A 15486-nucleotide genomic window follows, 5' to 3' on the forward strand; every position below is an offset into this window, starting at 1 on the left:
TTGTTGTATCAATATAAACGTCAGTCGCGATTGCCGCCGACGATGCCCAGGATCGACAGCAGGTTGACGAACACGTTGTAGACGTCCAGGTAGATTGCCAGGGTGGCCGAGATGTAGTTGGTCTCGCCGCCGTTGACCACCTGCTGCACGTCGAACAGGATGTAGGCCGAGAAAATCGCGATGGCGACCACCGAGATGGTCAGCTGCAGGGCGGGCAGGTGCAGGAAGATGTTGGCCAGCGAGGCCACCAGGATCACCAGCACGCCGGCGAACAGCCATTTGCCCAGGCCCGAGAAGTCGCGCTTGGAGACGGTGGCGATGGTCGCCATGCCGCTGAAGATGATGGCGGTGCCGCCGAAGGCTGTCATGATCAGCCCGGCGCCGTTGGAAAAGCCCAGCGTGAACTCGATCAGGCGCGACAGCATCAGGCCCATGAAGAAGGTGAAGCCCAGCAGCACGGCGACGCCGAGGCCGGAGTTCTTGGTCTTCTCGATGGCATAGAAGAAGCCGAAGGCGATCGCCAGGAACAGCACGAAGCCGATCATCGGGCTGCCCGAGAACAGGCTGAAATGCAGCTGCACGCCCAGCCAGGCGCCCAGCACGGTCGGGATCATCGACAGCGCCAGCAGCCAGTAGGTGTTGCGCAGCACGCGGTTGCGAGCGGCCGTGTTCACGTTCGAGTGGCCGAAAGTCGTGTCCAGATGTTGATTCATTTGTCCTCCGATTGCGTTGAAATGCGAGTGAGAGCATAGCACGGCAAGCCACGGCTAAGACAAGTTGCCGGGCGGTCAAGTTCGAGCGGGAACGGTAATATGAGCGATATCAAGCGTAAAGGCCGTCCTTGTGTCTCGAATTGCCATGTTATTTGATGGTTTCATGCTAAAATACAAGGTTCATTGGATTATCAATTCTTGGCTTTAAGCCATTATTTTTATTGGAGTTTTTCTCATGGCAATTGAACGCACCCTGTCGATTATCAAGCCGGACGCAGTGGCCAAGAACGTGATCGGCCAAATCTACACCCGTTTCGAAAACGCCGGCCTGAAGATCATCGCTTCGCGCATGACCCAACTGTCCCGCGCTGAAGCCGAAGGCTTCTACGCCGTGCACCGCGAGCGTCCTTTCTTCAAGGACCTGGTGGACTTCATGGTTTCCGGCCCGGTCGTGATCCAGGTGCTGGAAGGCGAAGGCGCGATCCTGAAGAACCGCGACCTGATGGGCGCTACCGACCCGAAGAAGGCTGAGAAGGGCACCATCCGCGCCGACTTCGCCGACTCCATCGACGCCAACGCCGTGCACGGCTCGGACGCCGAAGAGACTGCCAAGGTCGAGATCTCCTACTTCTTCCCGGCACTGAACGTCTATTCGCGTTAATCTGTACCTGTTTTTATCGGTTGCCATGGCCAGAGCAGGAACCGGCGCGGCGTTCATGCCATACCTTCCTGCCCTGACCACACCGACAGCATCATGACTACAGCTCTCACCAATCTGCTGGATCTGGATCCCGCGCAACTCGTCGCTTACTGTGGCGAGTTGGGTGAGAAGCCGTTTCGCGCCAAGCAGTTGCAGCGTTGGATACACCAGTTCGGCGTCGCTGATTTCGATCAGATGACCGACCTGGCCAAATCGCTGCGCGAAAAGCTGAAGACCCGCGCCGAAGTTCGCGCGCCGGCCATCATCAGCGACCATACCTCCACCGACGGCACGCGCAAGTGGCTGGTCGACGTGGGGCAGGGCAACGCGGTGGAAACCGTGTTCATCCCCGAAGAAAACCGCGGCACGCTGTGCATTTCCACGCAAGCGGGCTGCGCCGTCAATTGCCGTTTCTGCTCGACCGGCAAGCAGGGCTTCAACCGCAACCTCAGCGTGGCCGAAATCATCGGCCAGCTGTGGATGGCGGAATTCGAGTTGCGCAAGACCAAGGGCATCGAAGGCGGCCCCAAGGGCGAGCGCCAGATCACCAACGTGGTGATGATGGGCATGGGCGAGCCGCTGCTCAATTTCGAGCCGACCGTCACCGCGCTGCGCCTGATGCTCGACGACAATGCCTACGGCCTGTCGCGCCGCCGCGTCACGCTGTCCACCAGCGGCGTGGTGCCGATGATCGACAAGCTGTCGCAGGAATGCCCGGTGGCGCTGGCCGTGTCGCTGCACGCGTCCAACGACGCGCTGCGCGACGCGCTCATTCCGCTGAACCGCAAGCATCCGCTGCGCGAGCTGATGGCGGCCTGCAAGCGCTATCTCGAGTTCGCGCCGCGCGACTTCATCACCTTCGAATATTGCATGCTGGATGGCGTCAACGACAGCGACGACAACGCCCGCGAACTCATCGAACTGGTGACCCGGGGCGATACCGCCATTCCCTGCAAATTCAACCTGATTCCGTTCAATCCCTTCCCCGAATCGGGTTTGAAGCGCTCGCACAATCCGCGCATCAAGGCGTTCGCGCAGATCCTGATGGATGCCGGCATCGTCACCACCGTGCGCAAGACGCGCGGCGACGATATCGACGCCGCCTGCGGCCAGCTGGCCGGCGAGGTGAAGGATCGTACCCGCGTGCAGGAGCGCATGCAGAAGATGGCGGAGTACCAGAACAAGTTCGGCAAGGATTTCGGCCGCATCGTGGAGATCTCCGGGTGACGGCAAGTTTGCTGAATACTCCTGCCGGTGTCGTCGCCCAGGTCCTCGCCAGAGGCACCCGGGCCTGCCCGGCAAGAACCGCAGTCCAGATTTCAGAAGTACCCGCGAGGATGCCGGCGACGCGCTTTTCCGCCGTTGCCATGCGTCCTCTTTGTGTTTTTGTTGAATGTTTCCTCGCTGTCGCGGTTGTGGTGCGGCAGCTGAAGTTGTCGAATTTCCCGGGAGGGGCGCGGCAGGCGTCGCGCCGGGACGCTCCAGAAGAATCCGGCCTGGTCCGGTTTAAAAAAAGCTTTTCCATGTGGAGCATTTGATGAGTGATCAACAAATGAACGAAGTGTCTTCGCAGCAACCGCAAGAGGGCGGGCAGCCTGCCCAGCCGCCCGCTGCGGCGCTGCCGGGCGCTGCGTTGGCCGCTCAGCGGCAGAAGAAGGGCTGGTCGGTGGAGCAGGTGGCCAGTCTGGTGAAGTTGTCGCCGCGCCAGATTCAGGCGATTGAAGCGGACAATTATTCGGCCTTGCCGGGCCTGGCGGTGGCGCGTGGTTTCGTGCGCAGCTACGCCAAGGCCCTGGGCCTGGACGCCAATGCGTTGACTGCGGCCATGCCGCAGGAGTCGCCGGTGGCGCAGCGCGACCACATCGTGCCGCATCATTCGCTGTCGACGCCGTTCTCCGAAGGCCCGTTGCCGGCCATGATGATGAGCACCCGCGGCAATACCTCGCCGATGGCGGTGATCGCCGGCGTGGTGGTCATTGCGCTGGTGGCGGGCGCCGCCGCCGTGCGCTGGACCGAGCTGGGCGACAACGTGCCGCAGCTGGCCTGGCTGAAGGCGCACAAGGGCGACGCTGCGGCCGCTCCCGACACTGCCGCCGACGGCGCTGCCGCGTCTGCCGACGGGGCTGCCTCGACCGATACGCCGGTGAATGCCCGCGTTGAAACGATCACGCCGAACGCGGCCGACGATGCCGCCAAGCTGGCCGGCCCGGCTGCGTCGGAACCCGCGCCCGCCGCGCCCACGCCGGTGACTGAAGCGCCTGCGGTCGTCAAGGCCGCGCCGCCGGCCGCCGCCGTGCCTGCGCCTGCCCCCGCTGCTGCAGCGCCTGCTGCGCAGCCTTCCGCGGCATCAGCGCCCAGCGGCCTGAACATCGTCAACAGCAAGGACCTGCTGCGCCTGACCTTCCGCGAAGATTCGTGGGTGGAGATTCGCCGCGCCGACAAGACCACCATCATTTCGCGCCTGCTGAAGGCGGGAACCACCGAGGCCTTTGACGTATCGGACGCCTCGGTCCTGGTGATCGGCAATGCGGCCGGCGTGGACGCCACGCTGCGCGGCCAGCCGCTGGACCTGAAAGCCCCCGGTGGCAGCAATGTCGCCCGCCTGAACCTGAACTGAGCAGTTAACTGAACCGAACGAACGCCATGTCTTCCTCTCCGATCGCTTCCGGGCCGCTGGTCCGCCGCAACAGCCGCCGCGTGGTGATCAGCCAGGGCGCGCGCGAGATCGTGGTGGGCGGCGGCGCGCCGGTGATGGTGCAGTCGATGACCAACACCGACACCGCCGACGCCATCGGCACCGCGATCCAGATCAAGGATCTCGCCCGCGCCGGTTCCGAAGTGGTGCGCCTGACGGTCAATACGCCTGAAGCCGCAGCGGCCGTGCCGGCCATTCGCGAACAGCTCGACCGCATGGGCGTGGATGTGCCGCTGGTGGGCGACTTCCACTACAACGGCCATACGCTGCTGACCGAATATCCGGACTGCGCCATGGCGCTGGCCAAGTACCGCATCAACCCGGGCAACGTCGGCAAGGGCGCCAAGCGCGACACGCAGTTCGCGCAGATGATCGAGGTCGCCTGCAAGTACGACAAGCCGGTACGCATCGGCGTCAACTGGGGCAGCCTGGACCAGGCGCTGCTGGCGCGCATCATGGATGAGAACGCCGGCCGTGCCGAACCGTGGTCGGCGCAGGCCGTGATGTACGAGGCATTGGTGACCTCGGCCATCGAGAACGCCCAGCGCGCCGAAGAACTGGGCATGGCGGGCGACAAGATCATCCTCTCGTGCAAGGTCTCGGGCGTGCAGGACCTGATCGCGGTATATCGCGAACTGGCCCGCCGCTGCGACTACCCGTTGCACCTGGGCCTGACCGAGGCCGGCATGGGCAGCAAGGGCATCGTCGCCTCGACGGCGGCGCTGTCCGTGCTGCTGCAGGAAGGCATCGGCGACACCATCCGTATTTCGCTCACTCCGGAACCGGGCGGCGACCGTACCAAGGAAGTCGTGGTCGGCCAGGAAATCCTGCAGACCATGGGCCTGCGCAAGTTCACCCCGATGGTGATCGCCTGCCCGGGTTGCGGCCGCACCACCTCGACCGTGTTCCAGGACCTGGCCGACAAGATCCAGACCTACCTGCGCGACCAGATGCCGGTATGGAAGGGCAAGTACCCCGGCGTGGAAGGCATGAACGTCGCCGTCATGGGGTGCATCGTCAACGGTCCCGGCGAATCCAAGCATGCCAACATCGGCATCAGCCTGCCTGGCACCGGCGAATCGCCGGCCGCTCCGGTGTTCATCGACGGCGAAAAGAAGATGACCCTGCGCGGCGAGCGTATCGCCGAAGAATTCCAGAGCGTGGTGCTGGACTACGTGCAGACGCGCTACGGCCAGGGCAGCCAGGCCTGAGTCTCGAATTTCCTTCCGGCGGAGCGCCGGATGCGATGCAGTACACTTGCGCCTGCCGCGCGTGTTCAACGCGGGGCAGGCCTGCCATTTTGAATTGAGTACAACACTATCCGGTATCGGTATGTCAGAGCAAAAGAAAGTCGAAAAGATCGTTGGCGTGAAAGGGATGAACGACATCCTGCCCGCCGATGCGCCGCTGTGGGAGCTGTTCGAGAACACCGTGCATTCGGTGCTCAAGAGCTACGGTTTCCAGCAGATCCGCACGCCCATCGTCGAGCCGACCGCGCTGTTCGCGCGTGGCCTGGGCGAGGTGACGGACATCGTCGAGAAGGAGATGTACTCCTTCACCGATTCCATGAACGGCGACAACCTGACGCTGCGTCCGGAAAACACCGCCGGCGTGGTGCGCGCCGCGCTGGAGCACAACCTCACCTATGACGGTCCGAAGCGCCTCTGGTACGTCGGCCCGATGTTCCGCCACGAGCGTCCGCAGCGCGGTCGCTATCGCCAGTTCCACCAGGTCGGCGCCGAAGCCGTGGGCTTCACCGGTCCGGACATCGACGCCGAGCTGATCATGATGTGCCAGCGCCTGTGGGATGACCTCGGCCTGTCGGACATCCGCCTGGAACTGAACTCCATCGGCAATGCCGAAGAGCGCAACAAGCACCGCGCCGACCTGATCGCCTACTTCGAGCAGCACAAGGAGATCCTGGACACCGACGCCCAGCGCCGCCTGCACTCGAACCCGCTGCGCATCCTGGATACCAAGAATCCGGCGATGCAGGCAATGGTCAATGCCGCGCCGCAGCTGCTGGACTACCTGGGCGAGGAGTCGCGCGCGCACTTCGAGGGCGTGCAGAAGATCCTGCGCCACAACAACGTGCCGTTCACGATCAACCCGCGCCTGGTGCGCGGCATGGATTACTACAACCGCACCGTGTTCGAATGGGTGACCGACCAGCTCGGCTCCCAGGGCACGGTCTGCGGCGGTGGTCGCTACGATCCGCTGGTCGAGATGTTCGGCGGCAAGCCGACCCCGGCCTGCGGTTTCGCCATGGGCGTTGAGCGCCTGCTGGAGCTGATGAAGGCCAGCGGCGAGCAATATGCCCCGAACCAGTGCGACGTCTACCTGGTGCATCAAGGCGAAGATGCGCAGATGCAATCTTTCGTATTGGCGGAGCGTTTGCGGTCTGCCGGGCTCGATGTTGTGCTACATTGCGCATCGTCGAACGGCGGCGGCAGCTTCAAGGCGCAGATGAAGCGCGCCGACGGCAGCGGCGCCGCCTTCGCGGTGATCATCGGCGAAGACGAAGTCAAGGCCGGCACCGCCACCGTCAAGCACATGCGCGAGGGCGATGCCGAAGAGGGCAAGGCCAACCAGAGCAACATGGCGTTCGATGCGGTGGTCGACTACATCGTGGACCAGATCGTGGGCGATCACGATCATGACCACGATCACGTGCACTACCATCCTTAATAGTTACGTTTTTTCTGAGTTACATGGCATACGATCTCGAAGAACAAGAACAGCTCGACTCCATCAAGGCATGGTGGGCGAAATACGGCAATCTGGTTACCTGGCTGGTGATCATCGCGCTGGCGGCCTACGCCGGCTGGACCGGCTGGAACACCTGGCAGGGCCGCCAGGCCGGCCAGGCCTCGGTGTTGTACGAAGAACAGCAGAAGGCGCTGGCCGGCAAGGACAACGCCAAGGTGCAGCGCGCCGCCGGCGACATCCAGGACAAGTTCGGCGGCACCGCCTATGCCGAGATGAGCGCGCTGGTGGCCGCCAAGTCGGCCTTCGACGCCAATGACGGCGAGACCGCGAAGAAGCAGCTGCAATGGGTGATCGACAACGGTCGCGGCAAGGAGTACAAGGCGATCGCCGCCGTGCGCCTGGCCGGCGTGCTGCTGGACGCCAAGGCTTACGACGAAGCCCTGAAGGTACTGTCGGGCGACTACCCGGCCCAGTTTGCCGGTGCCATCGCCGATCGCAAGGGCGATGTCTTGCTGGCCCAGGGCAAGCGTGACGACGCCCGCGCAGCCTACAAGCTGGCGCTGGAAAAGACCGAAGCCAAGGACCCGGGCCGCCAGCTGATCCAGATCAAGCTGGACGCCATCGGCGGCGAAGCGCCCAAGGCCTGAAAAGAATAATGCATGCGCATCCGGCCGGTCCGGATGCGTTCCATCCGCAGGCAGGCGCGGATGCGCATCGCACAGCGATGCAACGGCCGTTTGTGCGGCCAGGAATTCAACCGCAATCCCACCGCGAACCTATCCATCGCTTAGAGGAACAACAATATGCGTAGTGTGACAGCGACTGCTGCCAAGGCAACATCCTTTGCTCGATCCCAGTCCGCCGGCAAGCTGGCGCTGAAGCTGGCCGCCGCAGCGGCGATCGTGACCCTGTCGGGCTGCTCGTGGTTTTCCAGCAAGAAAGATCCGAACCCGCCGGCGCCGCTGGTCGAGTTCGCACAGAAGCTGCGCGTGCAGACCGCATGGTCGGTGTCGGTCGGCAAGGCCGGCAACTTCACCTTCACCCCGGCTTATGCGGCCGGCAGCGTGTTCGCCGCAGCCAATGACGGCACCGTCATGCGCATCAACGCCCAGAACGGCCAGACCGTCTGGCGCATACGCACCGATACGCCGCTGACCGCGGGCGTGGGCACCGACGGCAGCACCGTGGTCGTGGTGGGCGAGAAGGGCAAGATCCAGGCCTTCGACGCCTCCGGCAAGCCGACCTGGAACGCGCAGGCGCCCAGCGAAGTGCTGTCTTCCCCGGCCGTGGGCGAAGGCCTGGTCGTGATCCGCAGCATCGACAACCGCGTGACGGCCTATGACGCCGACAACGGCAGCCAGCGCTGGATGGTCCAGCGCAATGTGCCGTCCCTGACCCTGCGCAATGCGCCGGGCATCGTGGTCGGTTCGCAGACCGCGTTCGTGGCGCTGCCGGGCGGCCGCCTGTCGGCGCTGGCGCTCAACAACGGCGGTCCGCGCTGGGAGGTGCCGGTCGGCGATCCGCGCGGCACCACCGAGCTGGAACGCATCTCCGATGTGTCGGGCGTTCCCGCCCTGGGTTCGCGCGACATCTGCGCGGTGGCTTATCAGGGCCGCATCGGCTGCTTCGATTTGCTCAACGGCAATGTGCGCTGGATCAAGGAGTTTTCCAGCGACGTGGGCGTGACGCTGGATGACAGCTACGTCTATGCCGCCGACGTCGGCGGCGTCGTCACCGAGTTCGCGCGCGACACCGGCGCGGCCGTGTGGCGCAACGACAAGCTGAAGAACCGCATGCTCTCGAGCCCGATCAGCGCCGGTCGCGCGGTGGCGGTGGGCGACTACCAGGGGTATATTCATTTCCTGTCGCGTGAAGATGGCTCCTTCGTGGCGCGTCTGTCCAGCGACGGCAGTCCCATCCAGGCTCCGCCGGTTTCTGCCGGCCAGTCTGTCGTTTTCCAAACCAAATCAGGAACCGTGGTCTCTGTCGTGACAGAGTGACCCGAAGAATCAATCGAAATGAAACCGGTAATTGCACTTGTAGGCCGTCCCAACGTCGGCAAATCGACGTTGTTCAACAGGCTCACCCGCAGCCGTGATGCGCTGGTGGCGGACCTGCCCGGCCTGACGCGCGATCGTCACTACGGCGAAGGCCGGGTCGGCGAACGCCCGTTCCTGGTGATCGATACCGGTGGTTTCGAGCCCGTCGCCAAGGACGGCATCATGTACGAGATGGCCAAGCAGACCAAGCAGGCGGTGGTCGAGGCCGATGTCGTGGTGTTCATCGTCGACGGTCGCCAGGGCCTGACGCCGCACGACAAGACCATCACCGACTTCCTGCGCAAATGCGGTCGTCCGGTGCTGCTGGTGGTCAACAAGTCCGAGGGCATGAAGTACACCTCGGTGACGGCCGACTTCTATGAGCTGGGCATGGGCGATCCCTACGTGATCTCCGCGGCCCACGGCGACGGCGTGGCCGATCTGGTGCAGGAAGCGCTGGATGTGGCCGAGGCGCAGCGTGCGCCCGAGCCGGAGCCGGAAGACCCCGCCGTGCGCGGCACCAAGATCGCCATCGTCGGCCGCCCCAACGTGGGCAAGTCGACGCTGGTCAATACGCTGCTGGGCGAAGAGCGCGTGATCGCCTTCGACATGCCGGGCACCACGCGCGACTCGATCGAGATTCCCTTCGAGCGCGAAGGCCGTCATTACACCCTGATCGACACCGCCGGCATCCGCCGCCGCGGCAAGGTGTTCGAAGCCATCGAGAAATTCTCGGTGGTCAAGACGCTCAAATCGATCTCGGACGCCAATGTCGTGCTGCTGCTGCTGGATGCCCAGCAGGATATTTCGGAGCAGGACGCCCACATCGCCGGCTTCGTGCTGGAATCCGGCCGCGCGCTGGTGGTGGGCGTGAACAAGTGGGACGGCATGCAGAGCGACCAGCGCGACCAGATCAAGATGGATCTGGAGCGCAAGCTCAACTTCCTGTCGTTCGCCAAATTCCATTTCATCTCGGCGCTCAAGTCGACCGGCATCGGCCCGCTGATGAAGTCGATCGATTCCGCCTACGCGGCGGCCATGGCCAAGCTCAGCACGCCACGCCTGACCCGTGCGCTGGAAGAGGCGCTGGAGCACCAGCAGCCGCGCCGCAAGGGCTCGATCCGCCCCAAGATGCGCTACGCGCACCAGGGCGGGCAGAATCCGCCGGTGGTGGTTATCCACGGCAATGCGCTGGATGCCATCGATGACAACTACAAACGCTATCTGGAAAAGCACTTCCGGGAAACTTTCTCCCTGGTTGGCACTCCACTGCGTATCGAGTTCCGTTCTGGCAAGAATCCGTTTGCCCGACAAGAGAAATAAGTCGAAATAATGCTGTAATTTAGTTAATGATTTTTTGCGTTATAGGGAAAATCGTTTAAATTGATAAAGCATAATTGGTAAAGCACTTGATATTCATTAAAGTGCCTCCAAGTCCTAATCACAACAACACCGTGGAGCTGCCATGAGCAACAAAGGGCAATTGTTACAAGACCCATTTCTGAACGCATTGAGAAAAGAGCACGTTCCCGTCTCTATCTATCTGGTCAACGGCATCAAGCTGCAAGGCCATGTGGAGTCTTTCGATCAATACGTGGTCCTGCTGCGTAACACCGTTACGCAAATGGTTTACAAACACGCCATTTCCACCGTCGTGCCTGCACGTGCGGTCAACCTGAGTCTCGAATCCTCGTCCGACAACGAATAATGGTCTACCAAGCCGGCTCTACGCCGTGTGCATCTTGATATGCGTGCCGCGCTAGTCGGCCTGGACTTCGGCAAGAACGACTTCGCCGCAAGTCTGGATGAATTATTCCTGTTGGCAAAATCGGCCGGCGCGGAACCGGTGATCACCATCACCGGGCGTCGCGCCAGTCCTGATGCAGCTCTTTTTGTCGGCTCCGGCAAGGCACAAGAAGTCGCCGACGCCGTTGCCGATCTTCAGCTCGAACTCGTCATCTTCAATCACGCCTTGTCGCCCGCCCAGCAGCGCAACCTTGAGCGCGTGCTGAAAGCGCGTGTGCTCGACCGTACCAGCCTGATCCTCGATATCTTCGCCCAGCGTGCCAAAAGCCACGAGGGCAAGGTTCAGGTCGAACTGGCGCAGTTGCAGCACCTGTCCACCCGTCTGATTCGCGGCTGGACTCACCTTGAGCGGCAGAAGGGCGGTATCGGCCTGCGCGGTCCCGGCGAAACACAGCTGGAAACCGACCGACGCCTGCTCGGGGAGCGGGTCAAGGCATTGCGGGCGGTGCTGGCCAAGCTGCGACGCCAGCATGCCACGCAGCGACGCGCGAGAGGGCGCAGCGAGACTTTCTCGGTCTCGCTGGTCGGCTATACCAACGCCGGCAAATCGACCATTTTCAACACGCTGACGAAAGCCGGCGTGTACGCCGCCAACCAGCTCTTCGCGACCTTGGACACCACCTCGCGCCGGGTCTACCTGGGCGAGGTCGGGCATGTCGTCATCTCGGACACCGTCGGCTTCATCCGCGAACTGCCCCACCAGCTGGTGGACGCATTCCGGGCCACGCTGGAAGAGACCATCCATGCAGACCTGCTGTTGCATGTGGTCGACGCCGCCAGCCCGGTGCGCATGGAGCAGATCGAGCAGGTCAACGAGGTCTTGCGCGAGATCGGCGCCGACCACGTGCCGCAGATCCTGGTCTGGAACAAGATCGATTCGGCCGGGCTGGAACCGGCGGTCGAGCATGACGAGTATGGTAAAATCCAGCGGGTTTTCGTCAGTGCGAAGTCTGGTGCTGGCTTGGATCTGCTGCGCGAGGCGATCGCCGCTTCGCTGAAGGCCGCCTTGGAGGCCCGGGGTCGCAGCCGTTCCGAGCCTGTCGATTCCGAAGACATGCACGCCTGAGCTGTTTCGAGGGAACGGCTCCGTACGTTCCTGGCGCGCATTCCTCCTTGATTCTCTTAATCAATAACTACAGCCGGATCGCAAACGCATGCTTGTGTCTTTATTCAAGAAAATCGGTGTGAAGTTTTCGTTGAACGATCCCCAATGGGGGCGTGGTTCGCAAGACGACAACCGCGAGAATCAGAATAACGGAAGTAACGGCGACAACCGACCCGACAAGCGACCTGAAAAGCCGTCCGGCGGCAACGACGGTCCGCCGGATCTCGACCAGCTCTGGCGCGACTTCAACCAGCGCCTGTCCGGCATGTTCGGGCGCAAGGGCGGCGGCTCTTCCGACGGCGGCGGTGGCGGTTTCAATCGCGGCGACGTCAAGGGCGCCGGCATCGGCGTGGGCGTGATCGCCATCATCGTCGCTTTCCTCTGGCTGGCCAGCGGCTTCTTCATCGTGCAGGAAGGCCAGACCGCCGTGGTCACCACCTTCGGCCGCTACAGCCACACCACGCTGCCGGGTTTCAACTGGCGCTGGCCGTACCCGATCCAGGGCCATGAGATCGTCAACATGTCGCAGGTGCGTACCGCCGAGATCGGCTACCGCGGCAACGTGCGCAACAAGCAGCTCAAAGAGTCGCTGATGCTGACCGACGACGAGAACATCATCGACATCCAGTTCGCCGTCCAGTACAAGCTCAAGAACGCCGCCGAATGGCTGTTCAACAACCGCGACCAGGACGACTCCGTGCGCCAGGTCGCCGAGACCGCCATCCGCGAGATCGTCGGCCGCAGCAAGATGGACTTCGTGCTCTACGAGGGCCGCGAGAAGGTCGCCCTGGACGTGAGCCAGCGCATGCAGCAGATCCTGGATCGCTACAAGTCCGGCGTGCAGATCACCAACGTCACCATGCAGGGCGTGCAGCCGCCGGAGCAGGTGCAGGCAGCCTTTGACGACGCAGTCAAGGCCGGCCAGGATCGCGAGCGCCTGAAGAACGAAGGCCAGGCTTACGCCAACGACGTCATCCCGCGCGCATCCGGCGCCGCATCGCGCCTGCTGGAAGAAGCCGAGGCCTACCGCTCGCGTGTGGTGGCCAACGCCGAAGGCGACGCCGCGCGCTTCCGCCAGGTGCTGGACGAATACCAGAAGGCCCCGGCCGTGACGCGCGACCGCATGTACATCGAAACCATGCAGCAGATCTTCGCCAACACCACCAAGGTGATGGTGGACGCCAAGACCGGCAGCAACCTGCTGTACCTGCCGCTGGACAAGCTGATCCAGCAGACCGACGGCGCGGCTCCGGCCGCCAAGCAGCCGGCCCAGTCTTCGGGGGCGCCGGCCTCCGGCGCGGCGGCATCGAACAACTCGACCTCTGGAACTGACACTGTGTATTCCTCTGACGTGATGCGCGATATGAGAACCCGGGATCCGCGCGAGTCGCGTGAAAGGGAGGTGCGCTGATGGGCCGCCTCGTCACATCCGTCATCGTCGCCGTCGTGGCGATCTGGCTGGCTTCCTCGACCATCTTCGTGGTCGACCAGCGCTCCTCCGCCATCGTGTTCGCACTGGGCGAAGTCAAGCAGGTCATCAGCGAACCGGGGCTGCACTTCAAGCTGCCGCCGCCGTTCCAGAACGTGATGTACCTCGACAAGCGCATCCAGACCCTGGATACGCCTGACGCCGACCGCTTCATCACCGCCGAGAAGATGAACGTGCTGGTCGATGCCTACGTCAAGTGGCGCATCGTCGACCCGCGCCTGTACTTCGTCAGCTTCGGCGCCGACGAGCGTCGCACCCAGGACCGCCTGTCGCAGATCGTCAAGGCCGCGCTGAACGACGAGATCACCAAGCGCACCGTGCGTGAAGTGATTTCCAGCCAGCGCAACGCCGTCATGGATGCGATCCAGGCGCGTACCGCGGCCGAGGCCAAGCAGATCGGCGTCGAGGTGATCGACGTGCGCCTGCGTCGCGTGGATTACGTCGACCAGATCAACAACTCCGTCTTCGAGCGCATGAAGTCCGAGCGGGTGCGCGTGGCCAACGAGCTGCGTTCCACCGGCGGCGCCGAATCCGAGAAGATCCGTGCCGATGCCGATCGCCAGCGTGTGGTGATCCTGGCCGAAGCCTACCGCGAGTCCGAGAAGGTGCGCGGCGCGGGCGACGCCAAGGCTTCGCAGATCTATGCCCAGGCTTTCGGCCAGAACCCGGATTTCTACAAGTTCTACCGCAGTCTCGAGGCCTACCGTGCCAGCTTCAAGAATCGCCACGATGTGATGGTGGTCGATCCGAGCTCGGAGTTCTTTAAATATTTCAAAGGTGTCGGCAACAGCAACAGCTCTTCCAAGAAGTAAACCGACAACGAGGACAGGCCCGCGCCGCTGAAGCAACAAGGCGAAGCGGGCGCAAGGAGGGATGCCGCTGGTAAAGGGCATCTTTCCTTTTTGTCCGGCGCATTGTTCCGGATCGGCAAGTTTCCCGGAGCATGAGATTGGGGCGGCGATAATTTTCCGGCTGCCCCGGTTTTTCGTCCGGACCCTGTGTGATGTTGTAGGATGCGCCGATTGCCGGACCGAACGTCCTGATTTTTCCCTGCTTATCTTTTTGTCTATGCCTAACTGGCTTCTTCCTGAAAACATTGCCGACGTCTTGCCGTCCGAAGCGCGCAAGATCGAGGAACTGCGCCGCCGGCTGCTCGATAATTTCCGCCTCTACGGCTACGAAATGGTCATGCCGCCGCTGTTGGAATACCTGGAGTCGCTGCTCACCGGCGCCGGCCAGGATACCGACCTGCGCACCTTCAAGCTGGTGGACCAGCTGTCCGGCCGCACGCTGGGCGTACGCGCCGACATGACCACCCAGGTGGCGCGCATCGACGCCCACCTGCTGAATCGCGCCTCGGTGACCCGCCTGTGCTATGCCGGCAGCGTGCTGCATACCCGTCCCACCGGCCTGCATGCGACCCGCGAGCCGATCCAGATCGGCGCCGAGATCTACGGCCATGCCGGCATCGAAGCCGACGCCGAGATCCAGGAACTGGCGTTGAATTCGCTGGCCCTGGCCGGCATGAGCACCATCCGCCTGGACCTGTGCCACGTCGGCGTGCTGCGCGCCATCATCGCCAACGATCCGGCCGCCAAGCGCCAGGAAGCCCAGCTGTTCGGCCTCCTGGAAGCCAAGGACGTGCCTGGCCTGCAGGAGATCACCGCCGGCTACCAGGAAAACACCCGCAAGGCGCTGCTGGCGCTGCCCAACCTGTACGGCGACATTGCCGTCATCGCACGCGCGCGCATCACGCTGCCGGCCTTGCCGGGCATCGCCCAGGCGTTAGACGAGCTGCAGGCCCTGGTCGAACTGGCCGCCGGCCACGAAGGCGCGGCCGTGACCATCGATCTGGCCGACCTGCGCGGTTATCATTACCACAGCGGCGTGATGTTCTCCGCCTATGTTCCCGGCCTGCCCAATGCGGTGGTGCGCGGCGGACGCTACGACCACGTGGGCGAGGCCTTTGGCCGCGCCCGTCCGGCCACCGGCTTCTCGATGGACCTGCGCGAGCTGGCCCGCCTGATGCCGGGCGCCGAAAGAAAGCGCGCAATCCGCGCGCCATGGGGCACCGAAGCCGGTCTGCGTGAGAAAATAGCGCAATTGCGGCAGGCGGGAGAAATCGTGATCCAAAGCCTGCCGGGCCACGAAAACGATCAGGATGAGTTCGATTGCGACCGCGCCGTCGAATTCAGCAACGGAAACTGGATTATCAAAAACTTGGGTTGAG

The 15486-nt window shown here is 63.2% G+C and carries 14 protein-coding genes; 13 read left to right on the plus strand and 1 reads right to left on the minus strand.

Annotated elements, in window-relative coordinates:
• Window positions 1-20: 20 nt before the first annotated feature.
• On the minus strand, window positions 21-713 hold the full coding sequence (locus CEJ42_RS07450) for a Bax inhibitor-1/YccA family protein (RefSeq protein WP_079214495.1): 693 nt from the start codon (window positions 711-713) through the stop codon (window positions 21-23).
• Between the two features lie 235 nt (window positions 714-948).
• Here CEJ42_RS07450 and ndk point away from each other — a divergent pair, with 235 nt between their 5' ends.
• The 13 genes from ndk to CEJ42_RS07515 all read left to right on the plus strand — a co-directional run bounded on the left by ndk (window position 949) and on the right by CEJ42_RS07515 (window position 15485).
• Entirely contained in the window at window positions 949-1374 is a 426-nt protein-coding gene (ndk, locus tag CEJ42_RS07455; RefSeq protein WP_079214496.1) for a nucleoside-diphosphate kinase, read from the plus strand.
• Window positions 1375-1467: 93 nt separating this feature from the next.
• Window positions 1468-2640 (plus strand): dual-specificity RNA methyltransferase RlmN, encoded by a 1173-nt coding sequence (gene rlmN / locus CEJ42_RS07460; RefSeq protein ID WP_088750509.1) that lies wholly within the window; start codon window positions 1468-1470, stop codon window positions 2638-2640.
• Between the two features lie 310 nt (window positions 2641-2950).
• Window positions 2951-4030: a helix-turn-helix domain-containing protein gene (locus tag CEJ42_RS07465; RefSeq protein ID WP_088750510.1), complete on the plus strand. Its 1080-nt coding sequence runs from the start codon at window positions 2951-2953 to the stop codon at window positions 4028-4030.
• A 26-nt stretch (window positions 4031-4056) separates the two neighbouring features.
• Window positions 4057-5319 (plus strand): flavodoxin-dependent (E)-4-hydroxy-3-methylbut-2-enyl-diphosphate synthase, encoded by a 1263-nt coding sequence (gene ispG / locus CEJ42_RS07470; protein ID WP_079214499.1) that lies wholly within the window; start codon window positions 4057-4059, stop codon window positions 5317-5319.
• 121 nt (window positions 5320-5440) lie between these two features.
• Complete coding sequence (gene hisS / locus CEJ42_RS07475; protein ID WP_079214500.1) at window positions 5441-6796, plus strand: histidine--tRNA ligase; 1356 nt, start codon at window positions 5441-5443, stop codon at window positions 6794-6796.
• A 23-nt stretch (window positions 6797-6819) separates the two neighbouring features.
• The gene (locus CEJ42_RS07480; RefSeq protein ID WP_079214501.1) at window positions 6820-7464 is read left to right on the plus strand and encodes a YfgM family protein; all 645 of its coding nucleotides are present in this window, start codon (window positions 6820-6822) and stop codon (window positions 7462-7464) included.
• A gap of 156 nt (window positions 7465-7620) precedes the next feature.
• Window positions 7621-8817, plus strand: coding sequence for an outer membrane protein assembly factor BamB (bamB, locus tag CEJ42_RS07485; protein WP_079214502.1), 1197 nt, complete (start codon window positions 7621-7623; stop codon window positions 8815-8817).
• Between the two features lie 18 nt (window positions 8818-8835).
• Window positions 8836-10179: a ribosome biogenesis GTPase Der gene (gene der, locus CEJ42_RS07490; RefSeq protein WP_088750511.1), complete on the plus strand. Its 1344-nt coding sequence runs from the start codon at window positions 8836-8838 to the stop codon at window positions 10177-10179.
• Between the two features lie 142 nt (window positions 10180-10321).
• Window positions 10322-10564, plus strand: coding sequence for an RNA chaperone Hfq (gene hfq, locus CEJ42_RS07495; RefSeq protein WP_079214504.1), 243 nt, complete (start codon window positions 10322-10324; stop codon window positions 10562-10564).
• 39 nt (window positions 10565-10603) lie between these two features.
• Complete coding sequence (hflX, locus tag CEJ42_RS07500; protein WP_079214505.1) at window positions 10604-11728, plus strand: GTPase HflX; 1125 nt, start codon at window positions 10604-10606, stop codon at window positions 11726-11728.
• 88 nt (window positions 11729-11816) lie between these two features.
• Complete coding sequence (hflK, locus tag CEJ42_RS07505; RefSeq protein WP_079214506.1) at window positions 11817-13178, plus strand: FtsH protease activity modulator HflK; 1362 nt, start codon at window positions 11817-11819, stop codon at window positions 13176-13178.
• Window positions 13178-14068 carry a protease modulator HflC gene (gene hflC / locus CEJ42_RS07510; RefSeq protein WP_079214507.1) on the plus strand — a complete coding sequence of 297 codons (891 nt, stop codon included), beginning with the start codon at window positions 13178-13180 and terminating at the stop codon, window positions 14066-14068. The genes hflK and hflC overlap by 1 nt, the downstream gene beginning before the upstream one ends.
• A gap of 256 nt (window positions 14069-14324) precedes the next feature.
• A complete protein-coding gene (locus CEJ42_RS07515; RefSeq protein WP_079214508.1) occupies window positions 14325-15485 on the plus strand; it encodes an ATP phosphoribosyltransferase regulatory subunit in 1161 nt (386 codons plus the stop codon).
• Window position 15486 lies beyond the last annotated feature (1 nt).

Source organism: Herbaspirillum robiniae (assembly GCF_002213415.1).
Classification (GTDB): Bacteria; Pseudomonadota; Gammaproteobacteria; order Burkholderiales; family Burkholderiaceae_D; genus Herbaspirillum; species Herbaspirillum robiniae.

Coding starts and splice junctions, on each gene's coding strand:
- CEJ42_RS07515 (WP_079214508.1), top strand. CDS start 14,325: ATGCCTAACTGGCTTCTTCCTGAAAACATTGCCGACGTCTTGCCGTCC.
- hflX (WP_079214505.1), top strand. CDS start 10,604: ATGCGTGCCGCGCTAGTCGGCCTGGACTTCGGCAAGAACGACTTCGCC.
- hisS (WP_079214500.1), top strand. CDS start 5,441: ATGTCAGAGCAAAAGAAAGTCGAAAAGATCGTTGGCGTGAAAGGGATG.
- hfq (WP_079214504.1), top strand. CDS start 10,322: ATGAGCAACAAAGGGCAATTGTTACAAGACCCATTTCTGAACGCATTG.
- rlmN (WP_088750509.1), top strand. CDS start 1,468: ATGACTACAGCTCTCACCAATCTGCTGGATCTGGATCCCGCGCAACTC.
- ispG (WP_079214499.1), top strand. CDS start 4,057: ATGTCTTCCTCTCCGATCGCTTCCGGGCCGCTGGTCCGCCGCAACAGC.
- hflK (WP_079214506.1), top strand. CDS start 11,817: ATGCTTGTGTCTTTATTCAAGAAAATCGGTGTGAAGTTTTCGTTGAAC.
- hflC (WP_079214507.1), top strand. CDS start 13,178: ATGGGCCGCCTCGTCACATCCGTCATCGTCGCCGTCGTGGCGATCTGG.
- bamB (WP_079214502.1), top strand. CDS start 7,621: ATGCGTAGTGTGACAGCGACTGCTGCCAAGGCAACATCCTTTGCTCGA.
- CEJ42_RS07465 (WP_088750510.1), top strand. CDS start 2,951: ATGAGTGATCAACAAATGAACGAAGTGTCTTCGCAGCAACCGCAAGAG.
- ndk (WP_079214496.1), top strand. CDS start 949: ATGGCAATTGAACGCACCCTGTCGATTATCAAGCCGGACGCAGTGGCC.
- der (WP_088750511.1), top strand. CDS start 8,836: ATGAAACCGGTAATTGCACTTGTAGGCCGTCCCAACGTCGGCAAATCG.
- CEJ42_RS07450 (WP_079214495.1), bottom strand. CDS start 713: ATGAATCAACATCTGGACACGACTTTCGGCCACTCGAACGTGAACACG.
- CEJ42_RS07480 (WP_079214501.1), top strand. CDS start 6,820: ATGGCATACGATCTCGAAGAACAAGAACAGCTCGACTCCATCAAGGCA.